This window comes from Celerinatantimonas sediminis (assembly GCF_046054195.1).
Lineage (GTDB): Bacteria > Pseudomonadota > Gammaproteobacteria > Enterobacterales > Celerinatantimonadaceae > Celerinatantimonas.
In genome coordinates, this window is the sequence record NZ_JBEQCS010000006.1 from 61,021 (window position 1) to 77,687 (window position 16,667).

The following is a 16,667-nucleotide window of genomic DNA, read 5'->3' on the forward strand; positions in this document are numbered from 1 at the left end:
TTATAAAATTTATAAAAAAGATAAGGTTAGGGTGTAATTAGAGAACGGCGTAAATTAAACATTCAAGGGAGTGAGATAAACTGATGACGTAAGTCTGAGTGCTGCTACAAGTCACTACATGTCCGCACTTCTAATCTCAAACATGTGGTACCGGGTTATCTTGCTCCCTCATTATTTCCCCGTAAATTCGCCCGGTGTTTCGGGCCATTGCACATCAAACGGAAAACCGTCTTGCTCTGGCACATTGCGCAGCGCAATGCGGTATTGTCGCCAGTCGCTGGCATCAGTGCCCGCATCTTCTAAACGGTTAATCTCGCGGCTCGTGCGGTCGGCTAATTCGTCACGCGTAGCGCGAACTTCATCGGCTTGAATTTGTTCCTGTTCCGCTGCGGTTGGCTCCAGTGCACTTTGATAAGCATCTTCATCTAATGCGGTGAATGACACCCCAAACTGAGTAGCCTTGGTATCAATCAATTCCTGGCTCACATCATCCTCAAAGGCATACAATGCACCCGCTTCATCTTTAAAATATTGCATTAACATTCACTCCAAGCTCGAAGGGTACATCCGGATGCTGACACGCTATAACTCTCACCGGGAAGAACCACAAGAAAGACACTTTGATAAAACGTTTCACCGGTCAGTCCTCCACTCAGCTTAACTTCAGCAACGACAGTGCCATCAATGACCCCTGTCATCAGCTGACCATACATCGTAGCGCTAAAGCTCACCGCAACAGAAACAAATAAAACATTGGATGTGCTATTGGTATAGGTTGTACTCAGTGCACGACCGCTAGCAACACGAGAACGATTCGATGCCTGACTATCCGCATAGCTTTTAGCGGCCGCTAAAATAGCTGCATCTTGTGTATCTGCGTAGCTTTTAGCGTTAGATAATATTTTTGCGTCCTGCGTATCTGCATAGCTTTTGGCACTACTCAGGGCACTGTTCACCTTGCTGGTTGCATCCGACTTTGCGCTGGCCAAGGTCGTTGCATCCTGTGTATCCGCGTAACTTTTCGCACTGCTCAGGGCACTGTTCGCTTTGGTGGTTGCATCCGACTTGGCACTGGCCAAGGTCGTTGCATCCTGCGTATCCGCATAGCTCTTAGCACTATTCAGGACGTTGTTGGCTTTGCTGGTTGCATCCGACTTGGCACTGGCCAACACCGTTGCATCCTGTGTATCCGCATAGCTTTTGGCACTGCTCAAGGCGCTGTTGGCTTTGCTGGTTGCATCGGATTGGGCGGCAGCTAAGGTTGCAGCATCTTGGGTATCAGCATAATTCTTGGCGGTTTCAAGGGTGCTGGCGTCTTGGGTGTCGGCGTAGGTTTTAGCATCCGCCTGTGCCTGGTTGGCCTTTTTGGTGGCGTCCGATTTTGCGGCGGTTTGATAGCTTTTATCCTGGGCATCGACATAGGCTTTGAGGTCAGTGTCTTGGCTATCAACATAGGCTTTTAAATCGCTATCTTGCGCATCCGCGTAATCTTTTGCCTGTTGAAGCACATTAGCATCAGCCGCGATTAATATTTTTTTCTGGTCCGCCAAATCTTCTTGCGTCACCAAAACCACCGACGGGTCGATGGTAAAGCTAATCACATCTGCATTAGACGGTAAAAATCGCAGACGAATGATGTAGCTTTTAGCACTGCCCTGCCCAACCACTTTGTAGTCAGACTCCACCCGGCGATAGGCGTAAATAATCCCATTATCCAGCACGGCCGCCGCGCCGTTAATCACATAGCCTTGGTCATCAATGCTGTGATCGGCTGGAATATTACAGCTCACAATAAAGCCGCCCGGATTATCCGGGTCTTCAGTGACCGAGGCATTAAAGCGCCCCTGTTCGCCGTAGCTGTCTACCATCTCGGTGACATTCACCGGCGATTCATCCGCGCTTAGCATGCCACGGTCCAACTGAATGTATTGAATATTGACAGTTTTACTCAGTGCTTTGGCAGTGGCTTCATAGTTGAACCCCGCGGCAGTCACATAGCAGCGAAAATCCAACGATTGTAGTTCGTCATCGGTCATGAACCAGGCTCCGAATCAAGTAAAATATAGGTTTCGTTCAGCAAGCCCATCGGCGTTGCCACATCACTGGTGGTTTCAGTATTGGTATAAGGCACACAGTCATTCACCACCCCCGTTTCCGTTAAAATTCCAGTGTAAATAGGTACCTGACTGCCCCGCACCACATCCACACCCACACTATCGCGCTCTGATTTATAGGCCGTCACTCGCGCTTCAAGGCGCTGTTGCAAAGCTTCAGTGAGTGAATCCGCTTCAATATCGGCTATCACGGTAATGGCATACGGCTCATCGGCTTTTTCAACGGATGAGTTAAAGCCCAGCGCATCGAGCGCATCTTTTAACCCGCTGCGCGTCCCCGCTTTGGAGTGAATTTGAAAGGCTTGGTCAGTGGTGTTGCGTTTTTGGGCCAACGTATCGCCGGGCTGATAATCCAGCACACCGCGTTCCTGCGCGATTAAATCGACAAACTCAGCGGCAGTTTCCAACGGCTGTTTTAAATTGGGATATGGATCAGGGAGCGCCGCAATCAATTGGTTCCAGGCATATTCCAGCGCCTCTTCCACCACCGTGCGGTTTTCAGGTTGAACGGAGATAAAATCATCACTGCTCTGCGCTGACATGGATGGTCACCCCCGTGCAATACGGCGCCGCATCCCAATCGCAGATCACATCGGCTGCTGGGGCGTTTAATTCCACACGCAACGGGTTGAGGCCATACAAAACATTGCCCAACTCCAAGCGATCCACCCGTTGATTCAACCGGTGATGCTGGTCGGCAAATTCTTGCACCGCCGCAATGGCATCGGCTTCGGTGACGGCGTGCGCCGGGTCGCCCCCGGTGTACAGCGTGGCTTCAATGGCATAGGTCGTAATGGTGGCCGACTTAGTGGTGATGGTGTCACTTTCTTGCGCGATATCATCGCGATTAAGATAGTCAGAAACACTTTGTAATAACGCATCGCTGGCTTGGCCATCGTCACTCTCTCGGCTTAAAATCGCCACTTCCACATCCCCACTATTAGGGGTCAACATGCGCACTTCGGCATCTTTCACTAAGGTTTCGGTGACATCAGGGAAGCTAAAGCGCATCACCACATCGCCACTGTCTTCGGTTTCGATGGTGGTGACAGGCCGCTCCCCCAATGTCAGCGCATGGAACTTATAGCCTTTGCGGGTGCCGGTGGTATGGAACTGATACGGCGCTAAATCAAATCGTTTGAGTAGCGATTCATCAGACTCCATCACTGCTTCCGTTGGTGGAAACACCGAGGTATCAGCGGCGGTAATAGTCTGGCGTTGCAGATTGTATTGCAGCGCCAGCAAATCAATCATGTCAGACTCGGTCACATATTTACGAAACATCTGCCGGGCCCAGTAATTTTGCTCACGAATTTCACTCTGACGTTTCAGCACAAACGCTTGGGTGATTTGCGCCAACAGTTCCGAATCATTATCCAGAGCTTCAGACAGTTCGCTGGCGGTGTCTTCGTCTTGCTCAGCCACGTAATCCACCGCAGCAGCTTTGTAATCTTCCAGCAGCGCATCAAAATCAGGCACCGCAAATGCCTCGGGTAATGTATCACTCATAAAACCCCCGATAATGTCAGTGCATCCCCTTGCCAGGTGCCCTCAACTGTCACTAAAAAGCCTTTGCTACCATTGGTAGCGGTACAACTGGTTGCCTGAAATTCGCTCAAGCCATTGGCTTCGTTCGCCAACGCAGCGAGCGTTAAGTTTTGCACCACCATCGCCTCGGCTGGCGATTGGTTTTTTCCGAGCCGTTCAACGGCAGGATTACCCACCTCCCGGCGTTTCACGCGGCTGGTCACTTGCGTGGTCAGAATACGTGCAAAGCGACACTGCAACGCGTCATAGCCACTGACCATTTTGCCCGTTTTGGGATCAATGCCGATCATGTCAGAAGTCCTTGAATGTCATCCGGTAAGGTGGTTGCCATCAGCTCTTGCGTACACGAGTCATTCCAGAGCGAAGCAATGCTTTGCGCCAAAGACGAGGCTTTGACTTTGGCCTCAATCTCACTAATCACGCTCGCCTCTTTGCTTAAAAGATTCGAGATACCATCCACCATGGGACTGAACAAATCGCCTAAGCTCGCCAGATAATTCTCAAAATCCGAGGAACCCAACGAACCGCTCAAAAAATCCGCCACTTTATCGGTGAGCGTATTGGCATACCCGGTCATCGAATCAAAATAGTCATCACAACTGCCAAACACCGACGAAAAGGCACTTTGCGTGTTGTAACAACTGCTCGGCACATCATTCACATAGGCATCAATCTGGTTCACATACCGGGTCAGGCTTCCCAACCGCAATGAATCTTCGGCCCGGCTGGCAATCGTACTCACAGAGCTTGTCGCCGTGCTGTTGGCGCTATTAATCACCGAACGCGCCTCATCTATAACCGAAACATCGAGATCAAGGCGGCTGGTTAACGGCTCAAGCGCCGCATCGGCAGTCGTTAAGGCGTTAATTGTGGTTTGCCCAACCGCCACAGCAGGGCTAGTCAGGCTCAAACCTTGGGTTAAAATCGATTGGTACACCGGAATATTCAGATTCATTACTGGCTCTCATTCGGCGTTGGGCTATCACCGTGGTGATGGCTGTTGTAAATATCACGATCTTCTTGCATCGAGCGCGTGTGGTCGCTCACCTCACCAGAGGCCTCAATATCTCCATCGACAAACAACCCGCCCGGATAGACTGCTTTCAACTGGCCTTTGGCAAGGTCATACACTTCGCTCATGCCATTGCCGTAATCGGTCATCACTTGATTGGCATCGGTGGTGGGCGATGGAAATTGATCTGATGGCAGCCCGGTTAAGGCCACCGCATTATTGAGGTTGTCACCGCTGCCAAGATTAAGCAGTACACATTGCTCACCCACACTGGGGCGGCGATAACGGCTCACGCCACCGGCGTAATACACAAAAAAGGGGATGCGTTTGGCGTGGTTCGCTCCGGTTTGCACATCCACTGTCGTAGCGCTGGCGGTTTCGATCACCCCGAGCCGAATAATATTGCTGGCTGCACGGCGATTTTCTTCAATCTCCTGCTGCAGGCGGAGCACTGTCTGCTCTAATGACAATAGACGGTTCACTAGCGTTGCCCACATAGCCATCCACCTCTTCAAGTAACAACCAATCCTCTTCAATTGGCCCAATCAATACGGTTTGCCGCATGGTGACCGTGCGTGCCAGCACCCCATGATGCGGGTCAAACTGACTGGGAAGGTTCGACACCAGGCGCGAATCTTTCACATCTTCAGAACAACCAAAGCGCTGCAAAAGTAACTCCCGCTGCAAACGGCTGGACAGGTCGAGGGCTTCTAGGTCGAAGGTGGGCAGTGACGTGGGCACTTCCACTAAAAAACGCAGCTCCAAATGATGTTGCTTGCGCCCGTCATTGCTCATCTCATTGAGGGTTTCAATCTCCCCAATCAGGTAACTCACTAATGGTGCATCCAACTGAGTGGCTTCGCGCCGATAAGTGCTATGAATGGTCAGGCCGAGTTGCGTGTTCAGCGTATCAAGGACCACTTGCACAAACTCACTGGGTGAGCGAAAGAACGTGTCGGAACTCACGATGAAATAACTCCCGGAATTTACGATTGACTTGAGGCAGATATGCCGCAACGATGGCTTGCGCTTCGTCCGAAATATCTAGGCGCACCATTTCAATATCGGTGCGCACCTTGGAACGCCGCCGCCACACCAACAGATCGCTGCTTTGCATGGGGTTGATAAATGCCCCGGGGAAGAAATGGTTCCCCACTTCCACACCATGAGCCGTTTGAACGGGGCGACCTAGACGATGGACGCCCACATCGCGAATACCAATCCATAATTTCGTGGATTGACCACCTCGCCCATAACTGCGAAACCGAGTATTGATGGCTTTAGAACTGATCTGCAACTCAACGCCCAGCTCCGCCATGGTAATGGCCCGCAACCAACGATTGGTCAGCTGTGCACTGCGGCGTACCGCTTTGGCTAGCTCATTCGGCAAATGCTCAAACGCGTTTAAAAATGCCGTATCAATTGCCATTGTCGAACTCGGACCAGCCATGGCCACCTCCTGAGGTTTCTGGCATCAGAATGTACTCACGCACAATCTGGCTGCCCCGCTCGCCTTTGCTCGGCTGCGGGCTGTTGTAGCTCAGCACATAACGCACCCCATCAACCAACATCACCGATTGGGCTGGCACCACCGCATCGGTGAGCAAACGCCGTACGTTCACGGCATTGATCTCTTTGGTACGAAGATAACCGTCAATCGTATGGGTGGTCGCATCAGGCCACAAAACAGCCATCGGCATAGCAAAGATACGCAGCAGCGCTTGGCGCATTTCATCACGAGCCGCTTCAAAAGCGCTGCCCATTAGCTACCCGACTCGGCCGCATCTGCCACGGGCACCACTGGCACGCCCATCAACAACACACCGTTATCAATAAACGCGCCCACCGCCGTGGTAATATTGCCCGCTGTGTCTGCATCCGGTTGGGTTTTGGTAAAATTCGTGCCATCAAAATAGGCCGGTTCGCCCATAAAGCTTGGCGAATCGCCGGCTTTAATCGGGCCATCGTACAAGCCATACCAGGTACAGCTCACCACCGCCCCTTCGCTGGCATTCATATTCGGCACAATCACCATTGAACCATGCAACGTGGGTTGGTCTTTTTTAAACCCTGCCGCCGGCGCCGTGCAATCAATGGATAATCCAGGTGCAATTTTCATAAAAGTCTCTCTTGTTCAGGCATAAAAAAACCCGCCGGAGCGGGGTCAATCAAAGAATGAATCGGTTATTTAGCCGCGAAGGTCGCTTTGGCTAAGCCGCGGCGGTCAATCACTTTAGAGCTGATGTCGTAGGTGATACGAAAACGCGCACCATCCGAGCTCCAACCATCGTCGGTTTCAAGCCAAGGATCTTGGCGGCCATCTAAAAAGCCCATCACCACGCTATCGAAGTCTTTGCCCGTGAGCGCAATCGCCCCGTTGATGGTTTTCACCCGAGCGGTTTCAACCACCCGATCAAATTTCTTATACGCCGGGTTAAAGGTATCGGGTTTACTCGCGGTATTGAGCACTGCTTCCAGCATCGAGGCATGGTCGGGACTTGCCAACAGCACTTCACCGCGTAAATCCAATGCATCTTGGCCATCTTTGGTCATCGCAGTGGCAAAGGACTTATGCAGCGCCATAATCAACGCCGAGTAATCCCCGGCTGTAATTCCCGTATACAAGTTGCCCCACACGGTATCGGTTGGCGCTAAGAAAATATCTTTACCATCGCCCAACTGGCCCGCCAAAATGGCGTTGAACATCAGTTTATCGCTGAGCCGATACGCGGCTTGGGTAAACTTACGCGGCACTTTATTAATCAGTGCGATGTCATCGTTGATGATGGCTTGGCGGGTAAAACGAATTTCACGCCCGTAGGTGGCAAGCTGAATTTTTTCACCCGTGCCATTGATCAACGCTTCTTTGTACTCGCCATCTTCAGAGACTTTCATCAAATCTGGCGCTTCATTGACCATCACTAAATCGGTTTCTTTAAAGTCCGGCAGGTTTTCCGTATTGGCGATACCGCGCCACAATGGCGCTTTGATTTTGGTTTCATCACGCATCACCGTGCGCACGCCTTCAGTGATAATTTCCTGAAAATCTTGCGTGTTAAATGCCCGGTTCACCAGCTCTGATTTAGACAACCCCGCTGCTGATTTCCCCACCGAGGCTTTGGCCATATCCAGCAGCGAGTTATAGGCATATGGGTTGTCTTTTTCTAAATCGCCAATGCCACACCGAGCATTGAGCGCATTCTGCAACATGTCTTTGGAAAGATGGCCGTTATCAGCATGGATCACCGCGTTGTTCAGTTGTGCAGGCTGCGCGGGATCTTGCCCCGTGGCACTGCCATTGCCCAAATTGGCAAGGATCTGCTGCGCCGCGCGCTCTTGGGTGCAATCCACATCATCAAGCATCGTGTTCATCAGCTCATCGCCGACTCGGTGCTGGTTGCACAGAGCGCGAATGGCTTTTTGACGGTCCGCTTCATTTTGGCGCATCGCTTTAAGTTCTTCTGGAGTCATTTCATTATCCTGTTCAGGTTCATTCGGGGTTGGCTGAGCACGAGCGGCCAGCGGTATCGGTTCGGGTTCTGGATCAATGGGTGAATTCGGTGCCGTTCGCTTGGGCAACGGCGTAGGCGTCACGTTCGAAGCCAGCCAATCTTGCGGCGGATGTTTAAAGTGATTCAGCGGTTCCCGCGAGAGGTTATTCAGGCAGTTGGATAAGTTAATCGGGTCCACAACCGCATCAATCATGCCCCAATCTTTTGCCTGCTGGGCGGTAAACCAGGTTTCAGATTGCATCGCACTTAATACATCCTCCAGCGACTGCCCAGATTTGGCCACATAGGCCTCGGCAATCGTGGTTTTCGCGTTTTGCAATTGGGTCAGCGCGTTGGTCATTTCCGCTTCCCCGCCCCACGCGCCCATAGTTGGCATATGGATCATCAGCTTGGCATTGTCCGGCATCTGCACTTCATCGCAGGCCATCAAAATATAACTGGCAATCGATGCCGCCACGCCATCCACAATGCCGATGGTTTTGCCTTTGTGTGCTTTAATCGCGTTGTACAGTGCCAACCCTTCATAGACGCTGCCGCCATAACTTTGCACCCGCAGTTGCACATCCTGATCCCCGCCAATCGATTGCAAGGCTTGAATTAAATCAATAGATTCGATGTCATAGGCACCGATGTCACCATGCAGCCAAACTTTCACCGGCTCATCGTCATCGTTGGCGTTTTCCAACGTAAACCACGATTTAGGCTGACCAGACACACTGGGTTTTGGGCCATTGCGAAGACGCAACAGCATTGGATTAATCTGAATCATTCGGAGTCTCTTTCGATTGGGAAGATTGAAGGTTATGTTTAGGGTCGGCGGTACTGACAATGCCAGCAGCATCCATCGCTTCGCGCTCGGCCGCAATTTCACGGCGCGTGGCAAGCGGGTCAATGTTGCGCTCACGCTGATAGTTCGACAGGCTTTGCAACCCGAGCCGCGAGCCTTTTTCAATACCAATCATCTCTTTGGATGGGTCAATCCACGGCATCACTGGCGCTTGATAAATCGCGGCCAGCGCGGTGCGCGGGTCCACATCTTTAGGCAGTCTCACATTGCCATTGAGCAGTGCCACCTCTAACGCCATGCGATATTGCGGACGTGTCCAGCGGGTCACAAATTGGCGCTGTAATACCCGATAGCGCGAAAAACTATCAACCAGTTCTTGGCGCTGCGATGAATAACTGCCATCGTAGTTACGCGTCATGCTGGAGTAATTCACCATTGCCCCACTGGCCGTGGCTTTTAATTGCGCCGTTCGAAATGGATTACTCATCGCCTCTGAGCGGTTGCTTTCGACAATCCCCGCATCTTCACCCGGTGCCAGTTCAAAACTATTGCCCATGCCAAGGAACATATCCCCGCCACGTTCAATCTCGTTTTCACTGATGCTTTTATCGCGCTTGATGTAATAGGCGAATCGGCTGGCGATCTGCGCACTGATGCGCTCGCTTTGGTCGTAATCTTCCAAATCGGCAATCAGGTCTAACACCCCATGCAGCAGCGACACACCACGGTTCTGATGAATGCGCCGCACAAATTTAAGATGCCCACAAAAGCGCGCCGCCACTTGAATCGTGTCAATACTGCCCGGTGCTTTGCGCAGCAAAATTGCTTGCATCTGCCCCAGAGCGTTGCGCTGAATGCCTTCATAAAAGCGATGCTCTAAATCGTTCTCATGCGGTACCCAGTCTGGCTCAAATGGCTGAACACCAAACGGGGTTTCGCCAGGATAATCCAGTTGTGGATGTTGGCCCATGTAATAGCGGGCGAACACTTCACCATCACGCAGCCAAGTGCGACACGATAACAACTCCGTTTCAGCGCGGGAAAACTCCCCATCAATATTCTGCGCCAGCGAAAACTCAGCAAACCAATCGCTAATTATTCGCGCCGCTTCGGTGTGAATATGCCCATCCCGATCCAACGGCTGCGGCTCCACACGAATGCCATCCGGCCCCACAATATTGGTGGTCAGCTCATCCAGGATACTAATCACGGTCGGGTTGTTTTCATCCCCATCGCGAGCGCGTTGATAAATGGCCCGAGCGCCCCAGTTCACTTGGTTCGCGGTACCTGTTGATTTACGGCGTTTCTTCTTGGTTTTCGGGTCAGCGGGTAAGGCCGCTAAATAACGGTTTAACAGTTGCCTATCATGCACTCGCCGCAGTGCGGTCGTGGGGCTAAACACCCCAATCATCCGATCGGTTAAATGCAGTTTACTCAAGGTAATTTCTCCGGATCGTGCCGTTTTTCTCGGCCGCAATCAGCCGCTGCAGACGTTCAATCTCTTTACGGATGGTGGCAAGACTCGCCAAAGTGAGTGTTTCACCTTCGGCGGTGGTCACTTCCTGCTGAAGCAACACTCGTTGCTCTGCGTCCAAATAGCGTTGCAGCCGTTGTTCATTTAGCGTCATTCGAAAATACTCCGGGCGTGGCGATAGCGCGGTTGGCGTTTGCGCTCAAATTTCGGGGTTTGGTCGGCATCAATCACATTGCTATTGAGCTGCCAGTCAGCCGCCCAACTCGGCGGATTCTGCCAATTGATATCCTCACCGCCTTTGTAAAACATCGCGGCTTCGGCATACGCACACAGGTCAAACGACTCATTGCGAACGTGATCCGGCTTTTGCCAATTGCCCTGATCATCAATGTACTCAGCGGTGAGTTCATCAAACCAATCACGCTCACACCAACCAGGCAAATGAAAATACCGCGCCCCAAACTCTTCGCGGGAGTAGCTCGCCACCACACGGTTTTTCAGTCGATTGGTATGCAGCAAGAGCAATGGGATCTCACCGTGCGCCAGCTTCGAGCGTTTATCGGGGAAACTTTCTTTTACGAGCGTGTCTTGATTGTTGCTGGCACCTTTGACTAACCGGAATAGATGGTTAAGCCCCTGCGGTTTAAGGCGGTTATAAAACTGATAAGCTTGGTCAGTAACAGAAGTATCTTTTTGCACCCCGGTTTGCAGCGCGCCCGAACCACCGGAGTCACACAGCGTGATCAACGGTTTCATCACTCGGCCCGAAGCATCGGCTAGCGGATAAGTCTTTTTAATCACCCGCTCAATCAAGAGATCCCAATCTTCACCATACACAGCAGGATTCACACGGTCGCCATTGCGATGTGGATTCTCCCGGACTTCAAAACGGTCAATCACCCAACGTTGTAACCCTTCGCCAAACACCTGCGCCTGCACGACAAATCGCGGATTGCGTTTGCCGCCCTGCACATCAATGGTCATGATTAAAAAGCGCCCACCTTGGGGCACAATGCCGCGCTCATAGCCGCCAGCGCGAGCCATCAACTGATGCGCGCCAATCTCTTGACCGTGGGTTTGCAGCACATAAGGGCGGCCCATATTCACGTTAATGAATGACTTCAGCGCCTCTTCATCACCGGCACTTTCAAATTGCTCCTGGGCATTTAAATAGCGATACACCAGATTTTCCCAACTGGCGAACGCGGCCACCACGCCTTCAAACCAAAATGTGGCCCACTTCGATTCGCGGATGAGGTGTTCGTCTTGCACCTCATAGCCATATGGGTCAATCGCCCCTTCGCGAAACCAACGGCCATCGAGATTTAAATCATATTTCTGGTTTTCATCGATCAAATACTCACAGCGTGGGCACTTCACCCGAGCCGTTTTAGCCGCCGCGACTGGGTCATCTAAATCATCCCAATCAAGTGTTTCTAAGCCGGGAATAAACCACGCGCCACAATCGGGACATTGCCAATAAAAGCGCCGCCGATCACCCTGATTGTAAAGCTGCATAATGCCGCCACAGGGCTGGGCTTCGTGGGGTGATAACTGCTCGTCAGGTTTCGGCTGGCGTACCACCCGCCCCGGCGAACTTTCTGCCATGGCCATGCCGCTACTTTTGGCGTTCTGCACACGCATCAACATCAACTGAAATTTGTTGCCCTCTTCCCCCACTGAATCATCGCTGCGGTCATAGTCTGTGCAGCCCACATAACGATAGGTTGAAGCCGAAAGCGAGGTTTCCGTGGCACTATCGAGCTTTAAATGCATGCCGTTTTTAAACAGCTTGGAAGTAATGTTGTCGTTAGATTTACGAGCACTGCGCAAAGCTGCGATTGTTTTAGTTTTGGCAAAGCAGCGCTCTAAATCGATTTTGCTCATATCAGCGGCTTTGGTTTTGGTGCTGTAAATCAGCAGCATATCGCCCGGCTTTTCGGTAATCGCATAATGCAGCCAGCCTTCCACCATCGCTTTGGTTTTCCCGCTACGCGCAGGCCCCACCACGATCACCGCCTCATAAATCCGCCGCGCTAAAGCATCCATCGGCTCGCGCATGTATGGCGTTTGCGAGCTCATAAACTTGGTGACATCCGTGCCGTTCGAGATCCACAAATGTTCATCCGCCGATTCACTTGGCGTTAAATAAGACGGCTTACACAAATAAGCCAAACTACGCCGAATTTCGGCCGCATCCGCGAACTTCACCAAACGCGGATCAAAATGATAGTGATGTCGCGGGCCCGTATATTTTTTCATCATTCCACCATCGCTTCGCTCACGCCTTCCAAATCCAGCCGCAGCAGTTTTTCCAATGCTTCTAACTGCCGTGGCGAGGCATTGGGAATGGTTGATTCGATGCGGGTGATCACGTTATCTGCAAACCCCTTAATACCCGCGATACTGGTTGCCATCTCTTGTTCAAAATCATCACGCGCAATCAGCTCTTGCGTATCTTTGGCAAGGGAGACTTTTTCGCGCTCAGATTGCATAAAAGCGCGCAGCTCAGCGGCAGTTTTAAAGCCCATCAAATCAGGCGCATCCGTTTGCTTTTGTGGGCGCTGACAAATCCACGGGGCCACTTGCACCAAGTCATACAGCGGCGCGTTCTTCGGCCCGGTGGCAACCGGTTCAATGCCCGCAGCTTTTAACCGCTTGCGAATAGTGGCGCGGTTTAAGCCAAACGCCTCTAATTCAGATAAATTCCAGAGTCGCTTTGCATCGTTCATAACGTCCTCTATATCGAAGCGGTCTCTCCAGCTGTCACGCCTTTGTTGCCACTGGCTGACGTTGCCAGCATGTCTTTGATTGGCAATCACCTTTTTGATTACGCATGATGCGCTAGCGCTTTAAGGAAAAGCGATCACGGCTAACACCACGGTACAGGGAGGCTCGGCCCCGGCAGGTCACTGAGACACAGGATTGATAGGTAGGGCAGCCAAACGGTTAACGCGAGACGACTCGCCAGATTGGATAGGGTTTGCTGCCCCGAAACGTTTCAGACACACCCCAAATTGTTCGGGTGTATCCGCTTGTAAATAGCACTCACGCAGCACCTCAATTTGAAACTGGCACTGCGCAAAAGCCGCCAACCAAACCGGATCACGCAAAACAGCGTCCCCATAGGTTTTAGGCGGTGCAAAATAGGGTTGCTCGCATGGCACCAATAAGGCCGCGGGCGGTTTGAGATAATTAGTTTTGTACTGGGTGACGAGCTCGGTTCGGGTGCGTGTAGTACAACCAATGAGCAGCCCCAGGAATAACACGCTGAGTACAATCTTCATGAGCAAGGGCCTTGTGAATCGTGGCTTGCGCCTGTTTGGCGACCGTTCGCCAGTGGCTGCGTTGTGTTGCCATTTGAGTAGCGGCGAGCCGTTCTTGATTAGCCGCTAAACGCAGCGTTCGCACCGTAGCTTGCATCGCCGCATTGGTATTTAACAGCTGAATTTCACGCTGTCCGGCAGCCCCTAATTGCTGGTTGACCGAGGACAAATCCCCACGCAATCGGTGGTTCTCAATTTTGAGATAACCGACCACCACAACCACCAAGACAATGGCACCCATGCGCACCACACTGCTCAATTTAGGGATACCCATGCAAACAAATCTCCCGTTCTTGCTGGCGCCGGCGCACAATGCCATAACACTGATTGGCTTGAATGCGACAGTCCTTGCCATTGACATACACCCAGCGCAGCAACTCATTGCAGGCCGCAGGGAAACGGCCCTGCTTCAAACGCTTTAAAAAGGTGGAATGGGCAAAGTTACCCGCGCCCAGGTTAAACACAAAATCCACCGCCATATCAAACTTAGGCCCCGGTGGCAGGCTTACTTGCTGATTCACCACCTGCTCGGCCTGTTGGATATCCGATTGAAACCACTTGGCCACCTGAGCAGTATTGGCCGTTTTCTTGGCTGACACATGGGCATGACCAATGCCATTGGTCCACACCCCGGCACTGCATTGATACGGATGCACCCGGCACTGTTCTTGCCCTGCAATAAAGGCAAGCCCCTGCGCGCTGGTTTTAAGCGATACATCCATACCTGTGCTTGAGAGATACCCCAAAACCGCCACAATCGCGCAGCTGCCAGCCGTGAGTTTTTTACTCATCGGTGCGCTCCGCTTCATCGGCTTTGAGTTCGTAGGTTTTGCGTTTGTAATACCAGTTAATCACGGTGGTGATAATTGTGGCCGCAATGGCAATCAAAATGGACAGCTTATTCAAATCAATCGAGCCAAAGAAGCCAGAGGTAACCGCCATGACATAGGCGATCAAACTGTGAATTTTCTCTTTCATGGCGGCTATCAGGCATAAAAAAGCCACGCAGAACGTGGCTTAAAGACTAAGGATGGATAAAAAATAAAGGGACAGAAACGCAAAAACCCCGCCATAGGCGAGGTTTTACATCGTGGAAATTATGCGGCGTTGGGTGGTGGTTGTCAATATTCAATATATAAATGATAAAGTTATTGTCTTATATTGTTCTATAGGATAATACTCAGAAAGTATGTAGACCGTATAAGTTTATGAAATCATTCACAGATCAATATACTAAAAAAGTTATTTCTATCATGGAATTGCGTAGAAATCCTTCTCAGTATTTTTCAGAAGAGCCAATAGCTATCACATCTCATAATAAGCTCATTGGTTACACTTTAGGGAAAGAACAATTTGAGTACATTATGAGCCTAATAACAACGTTCTCTAGTCAATTTGACCTCAGCAGAAAAAGGCTAGACGAGATTGCCCAAAAGAACGCGGGTATACTAGGACAAGCCAACCTCAATGATTTAGGTGATTTTCAAGATTGATGAATTTTCAAAGCCAAAATATTTCAGATATCGAATATATCGATAGTAAAATTATTCATATAAAAAAAACTCCAAATAAATCGGGTTATTGCAATATTTTTTGGAATAAAACGAGAGGAGAAATAATTATAGGAAAATCAAAGGTTCAATTACCTGTTCCATCGATTGCTCATCAACACAAATACTATAAATGTTATAGTGATATGTCTCGTAACGAAATTCAAGTAGGCGATTCTGTTTGCTATATTTTTGCTAAAGAAATTCAACCACTTATCTGTGCCACAATAGTAGGTACGACCAAGCATCAAAATAAACCATTTCTTCTATTACAGGCCAATCATCCTGAAGCACCTGTTCAAAAAACATGGGCCAGATACGATAAAAATAGATTTATTTTAATTGCAGATAACCACTGTAATGATATTGATTACAGACATTTGGCTGCTTCAAATCTTGTATATGCAAGATATGCAGATGAACTAGAATCAATAGAACAATACTACGCTATGATTCGCTCAACTCGATACATACTAAAATTACTCCAACAATCAAATACAGTATTTGGTCGAAACGCTTTATCACAATGCCACCATACTCTATTTGATGGAATTTACAGCTGGGCAGGACAATACAGAAAAGAAGAGGTTGTTGTAACCAATAGGAATTTTCCGACAATGCACCCATCTGATTTATCTAAAGCGATGGAGGAGTTTAGTGATGCTTTCGCCTCTAGATATCTAAATCAAATCAGAAAAGATAAAACGCGGTTACTCCAGGCATTAGTTTTTGCACACCAACGATTAGCTTGGATTCATCCGTTTTCTGATGGGAATGGGAGAGCTATAAGACTTTACTTAGAAGCGATAGCTAAAACACGTGGATTTACGTTCTCGCTATCTAAAGCTATCTCGACGAACAAACGCAAACATTACTACCACTACGCTGTTCGTCGAGCAATAAAAAACGATACGAAATACCTTAGGGGATTATTGTCAGCAGCTATAAGTGACAATTAGATAACTTTCTCCAATAAATTAATATTATGAGACATTTTCTTCCAATTAGTATCAGTAACAGTCGAACCTTCTATACTAAAAGATGTCCGCACATTTTCCATCACATCACGCCGCACATCAGCTTCTCTAACCTGTCTAAACTGAGGCGTTTTACTACCTTTTACTTCAATAGTAATATGGCGTTTATCACCCATAATACAACCTCCAAAAATGAGTACCTTTATCGCCCTTGAACCGTTTAATCTAATAATATGTAGTTTCAACCAAGGGGCGCGAAATTATACTAGATGTACAAAATATATGCAATAAATCTCTCGAGTGTTTAGGTATAGCATCAAAACGACTAACAATACAACTAATTTCATACTAAATATGGATTCAAATT

General features: G+C 49.9%; 23 protein-coding genes. 2 read left to right on the top strand and 21 right to left on the bottom strand.

Features of this window, described 5'->3' with window-relative positions; translation table 11 throughout:
- Window positions 1-171 precede the first annotated feature (171 nt).
- From ABTQ23_RS08905 to ABTQ23_RS09000, 20 genes are all read right to left on the bottom strand, one after another.
- Complete coding sequence (locus tag ABTQ23_RS08905; RefSeq protein ID WP_408615354.1) at window positions 172-537, bottom strand: phage tail assembly chaperone; 366 nt, start codon at window positions 535-537, stop codon at window positions 172-174.
- Window positions 537-2,036, bottom strand: coding sequence for a phage tail-collar fiber domain-containing protein (locus tag ABTQ23_RS08910; RefSeq protein WP_408615355.1), 1,500 nt, complete (start codon window positions 2,034-2,036; stop codon window positions 537-539). Before ABTQ23_RS08910 ends, ABTQ23_RS08905 begins: the two co-directional genes overlap by 1 nt.
- Window positions 2,033-2,656 carry a phage tail protein gene (locus ABTQ23_RS08915; RefSeq protein ID WP_408615356.1) on the bottom strand — a complete coding sequence of 208 codons (624 nt, stop codon included), beginning with the start codon at window positions 2,654-2,656 and terminating at the stop codon, window positions 2,033-2,035. Before ABTQ23_RS08915 ends, ABTQ23_RS08910 begins: the two co-directional genes overlap by 4 nt.
- Window positions 2,637-3,623, bottom strand: a complete 987-nt coding sequence (locus ABTQ23_RS08920) for a baseplate J/gp47 family protein (protein ID WP_408615357.1) — start codon at window positions 3,621-3,623, stop codon at window positions 2,637-2,639. Before ABTQ23_RS08920 ends, ABTQ23_RS08915 begins: the two co-directional genes overlap by 20 nt.
- Window positions 3,620-3,952 (bottom strand): GPW/gp25 family protein, encoded by a 333-nt coding sequence (locus ABTQ23_RS08925; protein WP_408615358.1) that lies wholly within the window; start codon window positions 3,950-3,952, stop codon window positions 3,620-3,622. Before ABTQ23_RS08925 ends, ABTQ23_RS08920 begins: the two co-directional genes overlap by 4 nt.
- Window positions 3,949-4,617, bottom strand: coding sequence for a DUF7217 family protein (locus ABTQ23_RS08930; RefSeq protein ID WP_408615360.1), 669 nt, complete (start codon window positions 4,615-4,617; stop codon window positions 3,949-3,951). Before ABTQ23_RS08930 ends, ABTQ23_RS08925 begins: the two co-directional genes overlap by 4 nt.
- On the bottom strand, window positions 4,617-5,126 hold the full coding sequence (locus tag ABTQ23_RS08935) for a phage baseplate assembly protein V (RefSeq protein WP_408615361.1): 510 nt from the start codon (window positions 5,124-5,126) through the stop codon (window positions 4,617-4,619). The genes ABTQ23_RS08930 and ABTQ23_RS08935 overlap by 1 nt, the downstream gene beginning before the upstream one ends.
- Window positions 5,101-5,640, bottom strand: coding sequence for a hypothetical protein (locus ABTQ23_RS08940; protein WP_408615362.1), 540 nt, complete (start codon window positions 5,638-5,640; stop codon window positions 5,101-5,103). The genes ABTQ23_RS08935 and ABTQ23_RS08940 overlap by 26 nt, the downstream gene beginning before the upstream one ends.
- Entirely contained in the window at window positions 5,606-6,124 is a 519-nt protein-coding gene (locus ABTQ23_RS08945) for a phage tail protein (RefSeq protein ID WP_408615363.1), read from the bottom strand. Before ABTQ23_RS08945 ends, ABTQ23_RS08940 begins: the two co-directional genes overlap by 35 nt.
- Window positions 6,093-6,437 (bottom strand): hypothetical protein, encoded by a 345-nt coding sequence (locus ABTQ23_RS08950; RefSeq protein WP_408615364.1) that lies wholly within the window; start codon window positions 6,435-6,437, stop codon window positions 6,093-6,095. The genes ABTQ23_RS08945 and ABTQ23_RS08950 overlap by 32 nt, the downstream gene beginning before the upstream one ends.
- The gene (locus tag ABTQ23_RS08955; protein WP_408615365.1) at window positions 6,437-6,793 is read right to left on the bottom strand and encodes a capsid cement protein; all 357 of its coding nucleotides are present in this window, start codon (window positions 6,791-6,793) and stop codon (window positions 6,437-6,439) included. Before ABTQ23_RS08955 ends, ABTQ23_RS08950 begins: the two co-directional genes overlap by 1 nt.
- 65 nt (window positions 6,794-6,858) lie before the next feature.
- Window positions 6,859-8,955 (bottom strand): ClpP-like prohead protease/major capsid protein fusion protein, encoded by a 2,097-nt coding sequence (locus ABTQ23_RS08960; protein WP_408615366.1) that lies wholly within the window; start codon window positions 8,953-8,955, stop codon window positions 6,859-6,861.
- On the bottom strand, window positions 8,942-10,411 hold the full coding sequence (locus ABTQ23_RS08965; protein WP_408615367.1) for a phage portal protein: 1,470 nt from the start codon (window positions 10,409-10,411) through the stop codon (window positions 8,942-8,944). Before ABTQ23_RS08965 ends, ABTQ23_RS08960 begins: the two co-directional genes overlap by 14 nt.
- The gene (locus ABTQ23_RS08970; protein WP_408615368.1) at window positions 10,404-10,601 is read right to left on the bottom strand and encodes a DUF6148 family protein; all 198 of its coding nucleotides are present in this window, start codon (window positions 10,599-10,601) and stop codon (window positions 10,404-10,406) included. The genes ABTQ23_RS08965 and ABTQ23_RS08970 overlap by 8 nt, the downstream gene beginning before the upstream one ends.
- Window positions 10,598-12,712: a terminase gpA endonuclease subunit gene (locus ABTQ23_RS08975; RefSeq protein ID WP_408615369.1), complete on the bottom strand. Its 2,115-nt coding sequence runs from the start codon at window positions 12,710-12,712 to the stop codon at window positions 10,598-10,600. The genes ABTQ23_RS08970 and ABTQ23_RS08975 overlap by 4 nt, the downstream gene beginning before the upstream one ends.
- Window positions 12,709-13,179 carry a DUF1441 family protein gene (locus ABTQ23_RS08980; RefSeq protein WP_408615370.1) on the bottom strand — a complete coding sequence of 157 codons (471 nt, stop codon included), beginning with the start codon at window positions 13,177-13,179 and terminating at the stop codon, window positions 12,709-12,711. The genes ABTQ23_RS08975 and ABTQ23_RS08980 overlap by 4 nt, the downstream gene beginning before the upstream one ends.
- 177 nt (window positions 13,180-13,356) lie before the next feature.
- Window positions 13,357-13,734 (bottom strand): Rz1-like lysis system protein LysC, encoded by a 378-nt coding sequence (lysC, locus tag ABTQ23_RS08985; RefSeq protein WP_408615371.1) that lies wholly within the window; start codon window positions 13,732-13,734, stop codon window positions 13,357-13,359.
- Complete coding sequence (locus ABTQ23_RS08990) at window positions 13,643-14,047, bottom strand: hypothetical protein (RefSeq protein WP_408615372.1); 405 nt, start codon at window positions 14,045-14,047, stop codon at window positions 13,643-13,645. Before ABTQ23_RS08990 ends, lysC begins: the two co-directional genes overlap by 92 nt.
- Entirely contained in the window at window positions 14,034-14,564 is a 531-nt protein-coding gene (locus ABTQ23_RS08995; protein WP_408615373.1) for a lysozyme, read from the bottom strand. Before ABTQ23_RS08995 ends, ABTQ23_RS08990 begins: the two co-directional genes overlap by 14 nt.
- A complete protein-coding gene (locus tag ABTQ23_RS09000) occupies window positions 14,557-14,751 on the bottom strand; it encodes an HP1 family phage holin (RefSeq protein ID WP_408615374.1) in 195 nt (64 codons plus the stop codon). The genes ABTQ23_RS08995 and ABTQ23_RS09000 overlap by 8 nt, the downstream gene beginning before the upstream one ends.
- Window positions 14,752-14,981: 230 nt before the next feature.
- Here ABTQ23_RS09000 and ABTQ23_RS09005 point away from each other — a divergent pair, with 230 nt between their 5' ends.
- The gene (locus tag ABTQ23_RS09005) at window positions 14,982-15,266 is read left to right on the top strand and encodes a type II toxin-antitoxin system Phd/YefM family antitoxin (RefSeq protein WP_408615375.1); all 285 of its coding nucleotides are present in this window, start codon (window positions 14,982-14,984) and stop codon (window positions 15,264-15,266) included.
- Window positions 15,266-16,282: a Fic family protein gene (locus tag ABTQ23_RS09010; RefSeq protein ID WP_408615524.1), complete on the top strand. Its 1,017-nt coding sequence runs from the start codon at window positions 15,266-15,268 to the stop codon at window positions 16,280-16,282. Before ABTQ23_RS09005 ends, ABTQ23_RS09010 begins: the two co-directional genes overlap by 1 nt.
- Here ABTQ23_RS09010 and ABTQ23_RS09015 read toward each other — a convergent pair.
- Window positions 16,279-16,476, bottom strand: a complete 198-nt coding sequence (locus tag ABTQ23_RS09015) for a hypothetical protein (RefSeq protein ID WP_408615376.1) — start codon at window positions 16,474-16,476, stop codon at window positions 16,279-16,281. The genes ABTQ23_RS09010 and ABTQ23_RS09015 overlap by 4 nt on opposite strands.
- Window positions 16,477-16,667 lie beyond the last annotated feature (191 nt).

Coding starts and splice junctions, on each gene's coding strand:
- lysC (WP_408615371.1), bottom strand. CDS start 13,734: ATGAAGATTGTACTCAGCGTGTTATTCCTGGGGCTGCTCATTGGTTGT.
- ABTQ23_RS08925 (WP_408615358.1), bottom strand. CDS start 3,952: ATGATCGGCATTGATCCCAAAACGGGCAAAATGGTCAGTGGCTATGAC.
- ABTQ23_RS08990 (WP_408615372.1), bottom strand. CDS start 14,047: ATGGGTATCCCTAAATTGAGCAGTGTGGTGCGCATGGGTGCCATTGTC.
- ABTQ23_RS08955 (WP_408615365.1), bottom strand. CDS start 6,793: ATGAAAATTGCACCTGGATTATCCATTGATTGCACGGCGCCGGCGGCA.
- ABTQ23_RS08995 (WP_408615373.1), bottom strand. CDS start 14,564: ATGAGTAAAAAACTCACGGCTGGCAGCTGCGCGATTGTGGCGGTTTTG.
- ABTQ23_RS08930 (WP_408615360.1), bottom strand. CDS start 4,617: ATGAATCTGAATATTCCGGTGTACCAATCGATTTTAACCCAAGGTTTG.
- ABTQ23_RS09015 (WP_408615376.1), bottom strand. CDS start 16,476: ATGGGTGATAAACGCCATATTACTATTGAAGTAAAAGGTAGTAAAACG.
- ABTQ23_RS08950 (WP_408615364.1), bottom strand. CDS start 6,437: ATGGGCAGCGCTTTTGAAGCGGCTCGTGATGAAATGCGCCAAGCGCTG.
- ABTQ23_RS08980 (WP_408615370.1), bottom strand. CDS start 13,179: ATGAACGATGCAAAGCGACTCTGGAATTTATCTGAATTAGAGGCGTTT.
- ABTQ23_RS09005 (WP_408615375.1), top strand. CDS start 14,982: ATGAAATCATTCACAGATCAATATACTAAAAAAGTTATTTCTATCATG.
- ABTQ23_RS08970 (WP_408615368.1), bottom strand. CDS start 10,601: ATGACGCTAAATGAACAACGGCTGCAACGCTATTTGGACGCAGAGCAA.
- ABTQ23_RS08920 (WP_408615357.1), bottom strand. CDS start 3,623: ATGAGTGATACATTACCCGAGGCATTTGCGGTGCCTGATTTTGATGCG.
- ABTQ23_RS08975 (WP_408615369.1), bottom strand. CDS start 12,712: ATGATGAAAAAATATACGGGCCCGCGACATCACTATCATTTTGATCCG.
- ABTQ23_RS09010 (WP_408615524.1), top strand. CDS start 15,266: ATGAATTTTCAAAGCCAAAATATTTCAGATATCGAATATATCGATAGT.
- ABTQ23_RS08915 (WP_408615356.1), bottom strand. CDS start 2,656: ATGTCAGCGCAGAGCAGTGATGATTTTATCTCCGTTCAACCTGAAAAC.
- ABTQ23_RS08945 (WP_408615363.1), bottom strand. CDS start 6,124: ATGGCTGGTCCGAGTTCGACAATGGCAATTGATACGGCATTTTTAAAC.
- ABTQ23_RS08905 (WP_408615354.1), bottom strand. CDS start 537: ATGCAATATTTTAAAGATGAAGCGGGTGCATTGTATGCCTTTGAGGAT.
- ABTQ23_RS08910 (WP_408615355.1), bottom strand. CDS start 2,036: ATGACCGATGACGAACTACAATCGTTGGATTTTCGCTGCTATGTGACT.
- ABTQ23_RS08960 (WP_408615366.1), bottom strand. CDS start 8,955: ATGATTCAGATTAATCCAATGCTGTTGCGTCTTCGCAATGGCCCAAAA.
- ABTQ23_RS09000 (WP_408615374.1), bottom strand. CDS start 14,751: ATGAAAGAGAAAATTCACAGTTTGATCGCCTATGTCATGGCGGTTACC.